This is a genomic window from Micromonospora endophytica (assembly GCF_003236305.1).
GTDB classification, from domain to species: domain Bacteria; phylum Actinomycetota; class Actinomycetes; order Mycobacteriales; family Micromonosporaceae; genus Micromonospora; species Micromonospora endophytica.
This window is the reverse complement of the sequence record NZ_POTX01000046.1, coordinates 16,792-30,730: the sequence shown is the minus strand read 5'-3', so window position 1 is coordinate 30,730 and position 13,939 is coordinate 16,792. Positions and strand designations below refer to the sequence as shown.

Below are 13,939 nucleotides of genomic sequence, written 5' to 3'. Positions count from 1 at the left end.
GGATGGGCGGGGCGCCGTCGGCGCGGCCGGTGGGGTAGGGGTCGGCGGCACCGGGCCATTCGGTGCAGGAGACCAGGCCGGTGGCGAGGGCCGGGCCGAACAGCGGGTACTGCGTACGCCACTGGGACTGCAACTGGCGGATCCGCTCCAGGCTGGGCCGGTTCTCTTCGTCGGCGCAGTTGATCGCCAGGTTGGCGTCGAACAGGTTGCTGTAGTTGCCGTTCTCGTCGCGCTCGGCGTACGCGTCGGCGAGGCCGAACACCCCGTCGGGGTTGCCGCCCTCCAGGCTGTCGATGGCCTGGGCCAACTCCTGCCAGCCGGACTCGGTGTAGAGCGAGGAGATGACCGCGTAGAAGACCCACCCGGCGGTGGCTTCCCGGCCGTCGGCGGCGCGGACCGGGGAGACCTTCGCCTTGTCGACGGCCGAGATCACCGCCGCCCGGGCGTCCGGGGCGATCGGGCAGCGGGCGGCGTTCGCGGCGCACCAGCTGTTGAAGTTGTCGAACGCCCGCTCGAAGCCCCGGGCCTGACCCTCCGAGCCCTCGATCAGGCTCTGCTGGGGGTCGACCGCGCCGTCGAGCACCAGCGCCCGCACCCGCTGCGGGAAGAGCTGGGCGTACGTGGCACCGAGCAGGGTGCCGTAGGAGTAGCCGAGGTAGGTCAGCTTCTCGTCACCGACCGCCGCGCGGATCGCGTCGATGTCCCGGGCGGCCTGCTCGGTGCCGTAGAGCGGCAACTGGTCGCCGTACTTGTCGCCGCAGCCCTGCCCGATGCGCCGGTTGAGCGCGACGAAATCGTCGAACGACTCCTGGCTGGCCGGATCCGGGTCGTAACCGAAGGCGGCGTCGAGGTCGGCGTCCGGGATGCACTCCACCGGACTGGACCGGGCCACCCCGCGCGGGTCGAAACCGATGATGTCGAACCGTTCCATCACCGCGTCGGGCAGGCCGCCGAACTGCTCGCCGAAGGTGAGGTAGACGGCGGTGTCCACGCCCGATCCGCCCGGCCCGCCCGGGTTGACCAGGAGCGAGCCGATCCGGTCGCGCTGCTCGTCGGAGCGGATCCGGATCAGGGAGATCTCGAAGGTCTCACCCGCACCGGGGCTCGCCGTGCCGGCGGGACTCGCCGTTGCGCCGGGACTCACCGGGGCGGCGCTGCCGGCCCAGTCACGGGGCACCTGGATCCGGGTGCACTCGTAGCGCATCCCCGGCGCGGTGCGCCCGACCAACTCCCGGGGCACCTCCGGGCAGGGCTGCCAGCCGGGGGCGGTGCCCGGCGGCGCGGCCTCACCCTCGACGTCGGCGCGCGGCGCGAACGCCGGCAGGGTGCAGCCGGCGGCGACCACCGCGGCGGCGGCCAGGCCGGCCACGGTGAGCCGGACGCGACGGATCCGGTCGGAAGTACGGGTCACGAGCGAGCCTCCGTGATCGGTTCGACCGTCAGGCTACGCGGAGTCGGGCGCGACCCCGACCGGGACCGCCGGATCGCCGCGCAGGACCTGGTCGACGTCGAACCGGACCGGCCGGTCGAGCTGGTCGTACCGGCAGGAACGCGGGTCGCGGTCGGGCCGCCAGCGGACGAAACGGGCGGTGTGCCGGAACCGGTCACCCTCCATCGCGTCGTACGCCACCTCCACCACCAGCTCCGGGCGCAGCGGCTCCCACTCCAGATTCTTGGTGCCGGTCCACCGGCTGACCCCACCCGGGATGCGTTGCCCCCGCTCGTGGTCGCCGTGCACCCACGGGTGTTCCGTCCCGGCGTCGCGGTAGGGGGCCAGCTCCTCCAGCAGCTCCGCGCGCCGGGCCATGGTGAACGAGGCGCTGACCCCGACGTGGTGCAGCACCCCGGCGTCGTCGTAGAGCCCGAGCAGCAGCGAGCCGACCACCGGCCCGGACTTGTGCCAGCGGAAACCGGCCACCACCACGTCGGCGGTGCGGGCGTGTTTGACCTTGAACATGAGCCGCTTGCCCGGCTCGTACGGCAGGTCGGCGGGCTTGGCGATCAGCCCGTCCAACCCGGCGCCCTCGAACACGTCGAACCAGCGGTGCGCGGTCTCGGCGTCGGTGGTGATCTGGGTGACGTGCACCGGCGGGCGCACCCCGGCCAGGGCCTGCTCCAGCCGGTCTCGCCGGGCCTGGTAGGGCGCGTCGAGCAGGCTCTCGTCGTCGATGGCGAGCAGGTCGAAGGCGACGAAATCGGCAGGGGTGGTCTCGGCGAGCAGCTTCACCCGGGACGCGGCCGGGTGGATGCGTTGGGCCAGCAGCTCGAAGTCGAGCCGTGGCTGACCGTCCGGCCCGTCCCGGCGGATCACGATCAGCTCACCGTCGACCGCACAGCGCTCCGGCAACTGCCGGCGGGCCTGCTCGACCACCTCGGGGAAGTAGCGCGTCATCATCTTGCCGCCCCGGCTGGCCAGCTCCACCTCGTCGCCGTCGCGCAGGATGATGCAGCGGAAACCGTCCCACTTGGGCTCGTAGGTCATGCCCGGCCCGGTGGGGATCGACGCGACGCTGCGGGCCAGCATCGGCTCCACGGGCGAATTGATCGGCAGCTCCACGGCGACAGTCAACCAGACGGCACCGACAACGGTGAGGCGGATCACTGTCGCCAGGTGGGCGGCGTGTCCGCCGAAGGCCCGTCTCCGCATCACCCGGGCGAATCGAGAAAGACCAGGTCAGAGCTATTTTCGCGGAGTGTCGGAGTGGGTCTGCGGTTGTTGCGGGCGATGGCGGGTCAGCGTCGAGCTGATCCGGGGCCGGTACATCTACCGGTTGGTGCACCGCTATCCCCGCCGCTTCGGCGGCGGCAAGAACGTCCTCGGCGAGGCCGGCTCGGTGGCCGAGCTGGCCGAGCTGTTGCGTCGGCGTACCCCACTCAGCCTGGCCGACCTGCACGAGGCCGCCTGAATCCGCCGCGTGGCCGCCTGAATCCGCCGCGTGGCCGCCTGAATCCGCCGCGTGGCCGCCTGAATCCGCCGCGTGGCCGCCTGAATCCGCGCGTGGCCGCCTGAGTCCGCGCGCGGCCGCCCGCCGCGCGAGCCGGGTCAGAAGTGGGCGAAGGAGCGGATGGCGGCGCGGGGGCCGAAGGCCGGCGCGTGCACGCCAGCGGTCTCCAGCAGCCGGCAGACCCGACCCCGGTGCCCCCGGAACGGCTCCAGCAACTCAAGCATCCGGGCGTCGTCGGCGCGTGCCTCACCGGCCAGCGCCCAGGCGACGGTGTTCGGCAGGTGGTAGTCGCCGACGCTCACCGCGTCCGGATCGCCGTACGCGACGCGGACCACCTCGGCGGCGGTCCACGGGCCGATGCCGGTGATCGCGGTCAGCCGCCGGGTGGCCTCGGCGGAGTCGGCGCAGCGGTCCAGCCGATCGGCGACCGCGGCGGCGCGGCGCAGCGTGTCGGCCCGGCGCTGTTCGATTCCGAACGGGTGGAACACCCAGTACGGGCTGGCGGCCACCGCCGCCGGCTCCGGCGGCAGCAGCAGTGGTACCGGTCCGGGGGCCGGCTGCCCGAAGTGGCGGACGGTCGCGGCGTACCCCCGGTATGCCTCCTTGCCGGTGACCTTCTGTTCCAGGACCGCCCGCAGCACCCGGCCGAAGACCAGTCCGGTGGCGGGCAGCCGCAACCCCCGGTGCCGGTTCGCCAACTCGGCCACCACCGGATGGCCGGCGGCCAGTTCGGCGAAGCCGCCCAGGTCGTCGCGGAGCCCGGCGATCGCGTCGGCCCGCTCCACCACCCAGCCACCGCCCGGCCCGTATCCCTCGGCGACCAGTTCGCCGCCGGCCGGACGCAGGGCGAGCGTGGCCGGACCGGTCGGGGTGCGGGTGGCCCACCAGAGGGTGCCGGCCACGATCCGGGCGCAGGGATCGTACGGACTGAAGGTGAGCGGACGCACCGAGGCCGCCAGCCGGAAGTGCTCCGGCGGGCGCAGGTCGCGGCTGGCCACCGGCTCGGTCGAGGTCACCGCCACACTCTCGCACGCTCAAAACGACAGGCCCCAACCCCCACCGGGGCTGAGGCCTGCGCTCACCTGCGTCGATCATGAGGTTGACGGCGAAGTCGATCTCCTAGACTGCCGCTAACCTCATGATCGACGGGGTGATCAGTACGAGTAGTCGGAGTCCGAGCTGTCCGACTTGGTCTTGGACGGGGGGGCGACGGCCTTCGGGGTGCCCTTGGGGAGGCACTCGAGGTTCTTGCTGCCGTCCGGGTTCACCACGAACCAGGTGCCACCGACGCCCTGGCCCTTCCACTGGCCGGCCTTCTTGTCACCGATGTAGGTGTAGAGCGGCCAGCCGTCGAGGGTGATCTGGCGGGTGCCGTCCTCACGGGTGATGGTGCCCACCGCGTCGTCGGAGACGCCCTTGAGCTCCGCGTTGCCGTCGGTCAGCGCCGGCGGCCAGACCTCGGCGCACTCGTCGACGCAGTTCGACGACGGCGGGTCGTTGGTGTCGCGGTCGAAGCGGTACAGGAGGAAACCGTCCTGGTTGACCACCGCGCTGCCCATCCGGTCGAACTTCTTGCCGGTCAGGCTCACGGTCAGCTCGACGCCGTCGGGCAGGGGAGCGTCGATTTCGGCCTCCGCGCCCGGTGATGCCGAGGCACCCGGCTCCGCGCTGGCTTCGGGGTTGGCGCTGGCCTCGGGGTCCACGGTCACGGTGGGCTCGGCCGCGGCGACAGCTACCGGCTCGGCCGCACCGGTGTTCGCTCCGTCGTAGCCTGCGGGAGCGCAGGCCGTGAGCGCGATCATGGCGCTCGCGACGACAACGGTCCGCTTCATCTTTGCCACGTGCCCTCCTCATGCTTGTCAGTCACCGGGAAGTACGTGGAAAGGGGCTGTCAAGGTTGAAGCCAGAAGGGTGGCTAGTTTCACATTGGACTCGTTGAACCGAACTTCGATCCCGTGCGTGGCAGCCAACATTGATCATGAGTGTGACGACAAAGGCCCGCCTCCGGATGGAGGCGGGCCGTGCTGCGGGGCGTACGGGTCAGGGCGCGGGAATCGTCAGCAGCGCGCTGGCCGTGCCCTTGTCGTTCACCTGCTCCACCCGGAAGTGCTTCACATCGTCCAGTTTGGTCGAGGTGGACGCGTACAGGGTCAGCGGCGTCGGGTTGCTCGTGGTGCCGTACCCACCCGGCGGCACCGACCAGCTGGAGATGATCTCGGTGCTGCCGTTCTTCCGCACCACCGCCAGGTGGCACTCCCGTGGACCGGGCAGCCGGCTCAGAGTGAAGGCGACCATGGTGCCGAAGTCCCGCGAGTCGAGGAAGAAGGTGCCCTCCACCCCCGTGTTCGAGTCGGTGCCGTCGACCCGCTCGCCCTCCTGCACGTTGCCGCCGAAACCCGGCCCGCCCGGGTCACCCGAACCCGGGTTCGGCGGAGTCAGGGACGAGTTGGTGGTCGGCCCGGCGCCCAGGTTCGGTCCCGGGGTCTCCGGAGTCAGACTGGCGAACCCGATGCCGGTCAGCCCGCCGAAGACCACCACGGCCGCGGCGGTCGCGAGGATCTGCCGCACCCGGGCCCGCCGCCGATGCGTACGCATCGCCACGAGCGTGCGATCGAGCAGGATCGGATTCGACTGGGTCTGCTCCAACGCCGTCATCGACTCCGCGTCGATGTCGGAGAGCAGCCCGACCACCGGCACCATCGACTCCAACTCGGACGCGCACGCCCAGCAGGTGGCGAGGTGTTCCTCGAACCGCTCCATGTCCTGTTCGTCAAGTACGCCGAGCGCGTACGCAGCGACGTCCATGTGGTCTACCCGGCTCATTCCGTCACCCCCCTTTCCTGCAAGGCTGTGCGCAGCGCGCGCAGCGCGTAATAGACCCGCGACTTCGCGGTGCCCAGCGGCAGACCGAGTTCCTCGGCCGCCTCCGGCACCGTCCTGCCCCGAAAGTACGTCGCCACCAGGATCTCCCGGTGCGACTGGCTCAACGTCCGCAGCGCGTCCGCCACCGTCATTGAACGCAGCACCCGGTCGGTGGCGTCCGACTCGGCGAACGCGGTCAGGTCCCGGTCGTACGTCTCCGCCGGGCGGGCCTGTTCACTGCGGTGCTCGTCGATCGCGATGCGCCGCGCCACTGTGACCAGCCACGGTCGCAGCGAGCCCTGCCCCTGCGTGCCCAGCCGATGCGCGTTGCGCCAGGCTCGCAGCAGCGTCTCCTGGACGATGTCCTCGGCACGCTGCCGGTCACCGCCGGTCAGTCGCATCACGAACATCAGCAGCGGCCCGGCGTGCTCGGCGTAGAGCGTGCGGATCAACTGGTCGGAGTGGGCGGCCTCGGTGGTCGTAGCCTGATGGCGGCCAGGGGCGGGGCGCGGCGTCACCGGGCTATTCTGGCGAGACACGGCGCGGGAGTCGACCCCACGGTCGGACGTGGTCGGCCGCGACTGGGACCGGGCGGACATCCAGTCCACCCGCACCCGGTCGCCGCGCCAACCGGCCGCCAGTGCATGCATGCAGACCTCCGGACGTCGCTTGACAGAAGCCGTCCCCCCACGGGCATGGCTGCCGAGTGGTACGCACGGACTTCCCGAACGGATCAACGCCGGACGGAGAAAATTCCCGGCGGCGGGGGAGTGGAGTCGGTGGCATTGTCATCGCGCACCACCGAAGCGCCCCCGACGAAGCGGTCGAGCTGCGCATCGGCGAGCACCCGGCCCGGGAACCAGTCGCCGGCGGCCCGGCGGGTCAGCTGCGCCACCGGTGGGTCCTGCCGGCCGGCGACCAACACCAGATTGCCGTAGCGGCGGCCCCGCAGCACCCCGGCGTCGGCGACCAGGCAGGCCCGGGGCAGCACCGTACGCACGGTGGCGACCTGGCCGCGGGCGTACCGCAGCGGTGGACCGTCGGCGAGATTGGCCAGGAACCAGCCGGCCGGGCGCAGCACCCGGGCCACCTCGGCGGCGTACTCCGTCGAGGTCAGCCGGGCCGGGGTGCGGGCACCGGCGAACACGTCGGCCACCACCACGTCGAAGCCGGCGTCCCGGGTGCTGGCGAGCACCGCGCGGGCGTCACCCACCCGTACCTTCAGGCGCGGGTCCGCCGGCCACGGCAGGGCCCGCCGGACCAGTTCGACGAGCGCACCATCCACCTCGACCACCCGCTGCGTCGAACCCGGACGGGTGGCGGCGACGTAGCGAGGCAGGGTCAGCGCGCCGCCGCCCAGGTGCAGCACCCGCAGCGGCGCCCCGGCGGGCGCGATCAGGTCGAGCGCCGCGGCCAGTCGACGGACGTACTCGAACTCCAGATGGGTGGGGTCGGTCAGGTCCACGTGCGACTGCGGCGCACCGTCCAGCGACAACGTCCACGAACCGGGCCGGTCCGGGTCCGGCGTCAGCTCGGCGAGCCCGGTGTCGACCCGCTCGGTGATCCGGTCGGTGTCGCGGCGACGCCCCATCAGCGGCAACCCGTCGGCGGCGGGCCCGCGCGGCGGCGGCCCATCAGCGGCGGGCTCGCGCGGCGGCGGTCAACGCGCGGTGCAGCAGCCGGGCGTCGCCCAGTCGGGAACGCAGCAGCCGCTCCAGCCCGGCGATCGGGACCAGGTTCTGCGGGGCGCGGGGGTCCTTGTACGGGGTGGAGGCGAACCGCGGCAGGGTGACCAGCGACAGGTCCGCCAGCTCGATCGCCTCGGTGATGTCCAGTTCGGCCGAGCACTCCAGCCGGACGATGCCGGCCCAGGGCGCACCCGCCGTGACCGGCAGTCGCAAATACCACGACCAGCCACCCCAGGCGGTGCCGAGCCGGAACACCGGCGAACGGTGACCGGGCGCCAGGCCGGTGACCACGGCGGTGAGTCGGGCGTCCAGATATTGGCTGTGCTGGGTCTTGATGTAACCGAGGGTGCGCGGCAACTGCCGCCGGTTGCGCAACGGACCGTCCACCACCAGCAGGTCGCCGTCGGTGCGGGCGGCACCGGAGACCTCCACCTCCAGGGCGGTGAGCGGCCCCTGCACCGCGGCCGGCAGCTTGGCCAACTCACCGGTGCCGCTGACCCGGTGCACCGGGTAGCGGATGTTGCCGGCGACCACGTCGCCGGCGGACGGGCTGGCGGTGAACAACCCTCGGCCGACCTTGGCGCCGGCCAGCTGCGCCGCCCCGCGTTCCAGGTCGCAGCGGACCACCCCGGCGGCGTACGAGGCGGCCAGGCCGGGGAAGGAGGTGCCGTCCTCCTCGGCCGTCCAGACGCTGGCGTCGATCCGGCGTACCCCGTCGACGAGCAGCACCACGTCCGGGGCCCGTACGCCGGGACGGGGGCCGATCGCCCGCCAGTCCACCGCGGGCAGTTCGGCATCGGCGTCGACCTGGGCGCTGCTCGGCGCGGCCGGGCCGGCCGCCGACGCCTCGAACGACGCGCCGTAGGCCGGATCCCAGGTGTCGACGAAGAACTGGCTCACGTCCGCGTCACCGGCCGGTCCGTTCCACCCGGGCCGAGCGGGCGTCCTTGCGTACCTCGAAGCGCACCGGGATGCGTTCGGCGAGCGCCGGCACGTGGGTGACCACGCCGACCATCCGGTCCCCACGGGCGGCCAGGTTCTCCAGGGTGGCCGCGACGGTGTCCAAGGTGGCCGCGTCGAGGGTGCCGAACCCCTCGTCCAGCACTATCGACTCCAGGCTGGCGGCGGTCGTCGACATGCCGGCCAACTGCTCGGACAGCGCCAACGCCAGCGCCAGCGACGCCTGGAAGGTCTCACCGCCGGAGAGGGTGCGCACCCCCCGCCGCAGGCCCGCGTCGTGGTGGTCGACGACGAAGAACTCACCCTTGTCGTGGACGAGGTCGTACTGGCCGCCGGAGAGCTCCCGCAGGATCCCCGACGCCCCGTCGACGAGCAGGTCCAGCGCCTCGGCCAGCAGCCAGCGTTCGAAGTTGTTGGCCCGCAGGTGCCCGGCCAGCGCCCGCGCCACCTGCGCCTGGCGTTCCTGCTCGGCCCGCTGCTCCCGCAGTTCGCCCGCCTGCTCGCGACGCTCGACCAACCGGCGCCGGTCGGCCTCGGCCCGCTCGTGCGCGACAGTCGCGGCGCGCACCGGGTCGTCCGGCGCCGCCAGCCCGGCCTCGGCGAACAGGCCGCTGATCCGGCCCGCCACGGCGGTCGCCGCCGCCTCGGCCCCGGCGACCGCGGTGGCCAACTCCGCCCGCTTCGACCGGCGCGCCTGCGCCTCGGTCCGTGCCCAGTCGGCCAGCACCCGCCACGCGGCGGCGAGGTCGTCCCGGTCCGCCGCCGGTGGCCCGAACCGCGCCAACGTGTCGCGGGTGCCGTCGAAGCGCCGCAACGCGGCACGCAGCCGCTCCTGCGCCGCGTCCACAGTGCCCCGGGCCCGCCGCGCGGCGTCCCGGCCGGCGCGCACCGCCCCGGCCGCCTCGTCCAGCACCTGCCGCAGCCGGGCCTGCTCGGCCAGCCGCTCCCGCAGCGTCTCGGCGCTCGCCGCGCCGGCCAGCCGCGCATCCACCTCGGCCAGCCGAGCCTGGAGCCCGTCGTGCTCGGCGCGGGCGCGCAGCAGCACCCGCTCCAGCTCCCGGGCGGCGGTGTCGCGCTCGGTCACCAGCCGCTTCGCCGCCTCACTCGCGGTCCGGGCGGCCTTGCCGGCGGCCACCGCACCGGCCACCGCCGAACCAGCCGGCATCGCCGGCACCCGGGCCACCGGCTGCGCACACACCGGACAGTCGTCCCCGGCGGTCAGGTGCGCCCGCAGCGCCGCCGCCTGGTCGGCGGTCTTCGCCTCCTCGTGCGCCTGGAAGGCCGCTGCCAGCTCCTCCTCGGCGCGCTCGGCCGCCGCCCGGGCCTGGGTCAGCGCCCCCACCGCCGCCTCGTGCTCCGTGCCGGCCACGGCGAGAGCGGTCCGCACCTGCTCGGCCTGGCCGGCGAGTTGCTCCCGGTCGGCGTACGCCCGCAGCAGCAACCGCAGCGTGCTCTCGTCGTCGGCGGCGGCCAGCTCCCCGCGCAGCTTCTCCTCGCGCTCCTCGGCCAGCAGCACCGCGCTCGCCGTCGCGTCTGCCTCCGCCCGCGCCGCAGCCACCGTGGCGGCCAGCTCGGCCACGCCCTCAGGTGCCCGCACCGCCGCCAGCTCGGCCAGTTCCGCGTCGAGCGCGGTCAGCGCCGTCGTCACCTCCCGCACCGACGCCCGCGCCGCGTCCAGCTCCGGTACGGCGGCGGTCACCGCCTCGGCCAGCTCCCGCATCCGGTCGAGGTGGCCGGTGGCTCGCTCCAGCGTGGCGTCGTCGGTGTCGGCGAGCCCGGCGAGCAACTGGTCGACCGCCTCCAGCTTCGCCTCGGCCTGCCCGGCCCGCACGGTGGCCCGCTTCTGGACCTCCTCGTAGACGCCGAGACCGAGCAGGTTGACCAGGATCTGCTGCCGGGTCGCGGGCCGGGCGTGCAGGAAGTCGGCGAACTGCCCCTGCGGCAGCACCACGCAGCTGGTGAACTGCTCGTACGGCAGGCCGACCGCAGCCAGCACCGCATCGTCCATCTCGGCCGGGGTGCCGGCCACCACCTCGCCCAGATCCTCCGGGCTGAGCCCGGTGTCCAGCTTGGTCACGTCGAAGCCGTCCGGCATCAGCTGCAAACCGGCGCCCGCGGTCTTGACGTTGCCCCGGCTGTCGCGGCGCACCACCCGGGTGGCGACGTAGCGGGCCCCGGCCGACTCGAAGACCAACCGCACCCGCGCCTCGGTCGCCGACGGCGCCAGGGCGTTGCCCAACCCCCGGGTGCCACCCCAGCGGGGCACCGTGCCGTAGAGGGCGAAGCAGATCGCGTCGAGCACCGTGGACTTGCCGGACCCGGTCGGCCCGACCAGGGCGAAGAAATCCGCGTCGGTGAAGTCGATGGTGGTCTCGTCCCGGAAGACGGTGAAACCGGCCAGGTCCAGCCGCATCGGTCGCATCAGTGCTCGACCTCCTCCAGCAACTCGTCGAAGAGGTGCCGGACGTCGTCGTCGGCGTGCCCCCGACTGTCCAGATAGTCGGCGAACAACTGGCGGGGCGAGCGGCCGGAGCGCTGCGCCACCCGGGTGCCGCTGCCCGGCGCCGGCACCAGCTCCGGATCGATCCGGATCTCCAGCGCGCGCGGCAGCAGCTCCTGAACCTCCTCACGCAGCCCGGCGCGGGGCTGCTCGCGGACGTACACCCGCAACCAGCCCTCCGGCGGGGTGAGCTCGGCGAGCTGCGCCAGGGTGCCGCGGACCGTGCGCAGGGCGGTCGCCGCGAGCACCGGCTCCTCCCGGACCCGCGCCGCGCTTGTCGCGGTGACCTCGACAAGGGTCACCGACGGGACGTTCTCCTGCTCGCCGAAGTCGACAGCGAGCGGGGCGCCGCTGTATCGGATCGGGCACGGCCCCTGCACCCGCTGGGCGCGGTGCAGGTGCCCGAGCGCCACGTAGTGCGCGGTGCCCGGGAAGACCGAGGAGGGCACCGCGTAGCCCATGACGGTGTGCGCGTCCCGCTCGCCGCCGCCGGTGGTCGCACCCACCACCGTCAGGTGCGCGGTGACCAGATGCACCCGGTCCGGTTCGTCGAAGCCCTCGGTCAACCGGGCCAGGATGCGGCCCAGGTGGTCGGCGTACGTCTGGGTGGTCTCGGCGGCGGTCAGGTCGTACATCTCCACCGCGCGGATGGCGTACCGCTGGGAGAGGAATGGCAGCGCGGCCAGCCGCCACCGTTGCCCGTCGGCGGTGCTGCCGTCGACCACGTGCTCGGCCGGATCCTCGCGTACCCCGCCGCGCAGGGTGATGCCGGCGGCCTCGGCCCACGGCCGCAGCGCGTCCAGCGCCGGCCCGTTGTCGTGGTTGCCGCCGATGGCCACCACGTCCGCGCCGGTGCGGCGCAGCGCGGTCAGGGCCCGGGTGACCAACCGGGTCGCCTCGGCGGTCGGCGCGGCGGTGTCGTAGAGGTCACCGGCGATGATCACCAGATCGGGCCGCTCCCGTTGGGCGATCTCGATGACGCCGGCCAACACCTGCTTGTGCTCCTCGGCCCGGGACTGCCCCTTGAGGACCTTGCCGACGTGCCAGTCCGAGGTGTGCAGGATCTTCACTGTCCCTGCCTTTCGTTCGCGACTGCGGGGCTCCGCTTCGCTGCACTCCTCGCGCTCATCACTGCCAGCCCTCTCAGAAGGGGATGTCGTCGTCGGCGCCACCGCCGGAGCCCACCACCGCGAACGGGTCGGCGGACTGGGTGATCGAACGCAGGGTCTGCGACGGCGCGGCACCCGCCTCGGAGACGCGGGTCGCCCAGGCCGGGAAGGGAAACTCCAGGCAGAGCGGGACGGGGATGTCTGGCTGGTTGACGAACATCGTGCCCGGTTTGGCCAGCAGCGCCCGCTGCCGTTGCGCGGGTGGCAGGAAGCCGTACTCCGGGCGGGACGCCTCGGCCGGGTCGAGCCGGCCCACCACCCGGATCGCCGAGTTGGTGACGATGCGCCGCTCCACCTCGCTGGCGGTCTGCTGCGCGCCGATCAGGATCACCCCGAGCGAACGGCCCCGCTCGGCGATGTCGAGCAACACCTCCTTGATCGGGGAGGAGCCCTCCCGGGGGGCGTACTTGTTCAGCTCGTCGAGCACCACGAAGAGCAGCGGCTTGGCGGTGCCTGCCTTCTCCTTGCGCTCGAACTCGCTCTTGAGCGTCACGCCGACCACGAACCGCTGCGCGCGGTCCGGCAGGTTGTGCAGGTCGACCACGGTGACCTGGGCGCTCTCCGCGGTGTTTATCGAGTGCGGGCGGCGGGTGGCCAGGTCGCCCCGGATCAGCCGGGACAGGTCCTTCTTGCTGCCGATCAGCCGGCGGGCGAAGGCGTTCACCGTGCCCAGACCGACCGCGCTGCCCGCCCAGTCGCCCCGGGTCTCGTCGTCGCTGAGCTGCTCGACGATGTGGTCCACCAGGTCGCCGTAGCTGCCCAGGCGCACCCCGTCGATGCTCACCCCGCCGTCGGCGGGCTGGGCGTACCGGGCCAGGTGGGCGGCGACGGAGTGCACCACCATTGTGTATTGCTGGCGTTCGTCGTCGGCGTCGGCGAAGACGTACGGCAGGAGCCGGTGCTCGCAGAACTCGGTGAGCGTCCAGTAGAAGCTGTCCACGCCGGTCAACCGGCTGCTCACGTCCGGGGTGCCGGAGGAGTCACCGACCCGGGGCGGGGCGTACACCCGCACGTCGGGAAAGGCGTCGGCGATCAGGCCGAGCCGGGCGTACGCGGCCCGGGTGGCGTCGTCCAGCCGGGTGTTCGGATGGTCGAGGAAGAGCAGGTCCTCGCCCTTGACGTTGAAGATGAGCGCCTTGGCGTTCACCGCGTCGCCGCCGAGCTGCCCGGAGCGGAACACCGAGTAGAGCAGGAAGGTGGCGAAGCTGGTCTTGGTGGCCACCCCGGAGATGCCGGAGATGGAGACGTGCGCGCCCCGGGTGCCGTCGAGGAAGTCGGCGTTGAGGTAGACCGGCACCCCGTCGCGGCCGGTGCCCATCGGCACCCGGCGTTCCATCCGGTCGAAGTGCAGCGCCCGGGCGCGCGCGTCGCCCTCGGCCCGGTGCACCACCGCGCCGGGCTGCGGCGGGACGTAGAACTCCGGGTCCACCCGGGTGGTGGTGATCTCGGCTGCCTCCTGCACCTGCGCCGGGAGCGTGCCGTCGGCGATGGCGAACACGTCGGAGTCGAACTGGGCGCCCTCGTGCCGGGCCCGCACCTGGGTGACCACGCCGGCGATCGTCACCGGCTCGCGGTCGGGCAGCTCACGGCGGGTCACCACGACGTCGTCGAGCTGCAGGTAGTTGCCGGGGGAGACCGCCGTCCAGAACTGCAACGGAGTGGCGTCGGCGGTGCCGAGCACCCGACCGACCCCCTCGCCCGGGCCGTCGAAACCCTCGTCGGTCATCGGGCAACTCCTCCTCGGCTGGTCGTCGCGGTCGGTACGCCCTGCATCCTGCCGGAGGAGTACGACAGCCCGCCACGTGACGCGGCGGA

General features: G+C 73.0%; 12 protein-coding genes. 1 reads left to right on the top strand and 11 read right to left on the bottom strand.

Annotation, left to right across the window (positions count from 1 at the left end; genetic code table 11):
- On the bottom strand, positions 1-1,390 hold a 1,390-nt coding region (locus tag C1I93_RS09845; RefSeq protein ID WP_258378273.1), incomplete at its 3' end, for an alpha/beta fold hydrolase.
- A gap of 54 nt (positions 1,391-1,444) precedes the next feature.
- Positions 1,445-2,557: an ATP-dependent DNA ligase gene (locus C1I93_RS09840; protein WP_111242937.1), complete on the bottom strand. Its 1,113-nt coding sequence runs from the start codon at positions 2,555-2,557 to the stop codon at positions 1,445-1,447.
- Between the two features lie 136 nt (positions 2,558-2,693).
- Here C1I93_RS09840 and C1I93_RS09835 point away from each other — a divergent pair, with 136 nt between their 5' ends.
- Positions 2,694-2,906 (top strand): hypothetical protein, encoded by a 213-nt coding sequence (locus C1I93_RS09835; protein WP_111242933.1) that lies wholly within the window; start codon positions 2,694-2,696, stop codon positions 2,904-2,906.
- A gap of 137 nt (positions 2,907-3,043) precedes the next feature.
- Here the strand turns inward: C1I93_RS09835 and C1I93_RS09830 are convergent, their stop codons facing one another.
- The 9 genes from C1I93_RS09830 to C1I93_RS09790 form a co-directional block, all read right to left on the bottom strand.
- Entirely contained in the window at positions 3,044-3,961 is a 918-nt protein-coding gene (locus C1I93_RS09830; RefSeq protein ID WP_111242936.1) for a DNA-3-methyladenine glycosylase family protein, read from the bottom strand.
- 138 nt (positions 3,962-4,099) lie between these two features.
- On the bottom strand, positions 4,100-4,786 hold the full coding sequence (locus tag C1I93_RS09825) for a COG4315 family predicted lipoprotein (RefSeq protein WP_111242932.1): 687 nt from the start codon (positions 4,784-4,786) through the stop codon (positions 4,100-4,102).
- A gap of 199 nt (positions 4,787-4,985) precedes the next feature.
- Entirely contained in the window at positions 4,986-5,768 is a 783-nt protein-coding gene (locus C1I93_RS09820; protein ID WP_111242931.1) for an anti-sigma factor family protein, read from the bottom strand.
- A complete protein-coding gene (locus tag C1I93_RS09815; protein ID WP_111242930.1) occupies positions 5,765-6,457 on the bottom strand; it encodes a sigma-70 family RNA polymerase sigma factor in 693 nt (230 codons plus the stop codon). The genes C1I93_RS09820 and C1I93_RS09815 overlap by 4 nt, the downstream gene beginning before the upstream one ends.
- Positions 6,458-6,540: 83 nt before the next feature.
- Positions 6,541-7,398: a spermidine synthase gene (locus C1I93_RS09810; protein WP_111242929.1), complete on the bottom strand. Its 858-nt coding sequence runs from the start codon at positions 7,396-7,398 to the stop codon at positions 6,541-6,543.
- A 43-nt stretch (positions 7,399-7,441) separates the two neighbouring features.
- Positions 7,442-8,395, bottom strand: coding sequence for a hypothetical protein (locus C1I93_RS09805; RefSeq protein ID WP_111242928.1), 954 nt, complete (start codon positions 8,393-8,395; stop codon positions 7,442-7,444).
- A 7-nt stretch (positions 8,396-8,402) separates the two neighbouring features.
- The gene (locus C1I93_RS09800; protein WP_111242927.1) at positions 8,403-10,877 is read right to left on the bottom strand and encodes an AAA family ATPase; all 2,475 of its coding nucleotides are present in this window, start codon (positions 10,875-10,877) and stop codon (positions 8,403-8,405) included.
- The gene (locus tag C1I93_RS09795) at positions 10,877-12,025 is read right to left on the bottom strand and encodes an exonuclease SbcCD subunit D (RefSeq protein ID WP_111242926.1); all 1,149 of its coding nucleotides are present in this window, start codon (positions 12,023-12,025) and stop codon (positions 10,877-10,879) included. Before C1I93_RS09795 ends, C1I93_RS09800 begins: the two co-directional genes overlap by 1 nt.
- A gap of 73 nt (positions 12,026-12,098) precedes the next feature.
- Positions 12,099-13,850: an ATP-binding protein gene (locus C1I93_RS09790; RefSeq protein ID WP_111242925.1), complete on the bottom strand. Its 1,752-nt coding sequence runs from the start codon at positions 13,848-13,850 to the stop codon at positions 12,099-12,101.
- Positions 13,851-13,939: the final 89 nt, after the last annotated feature.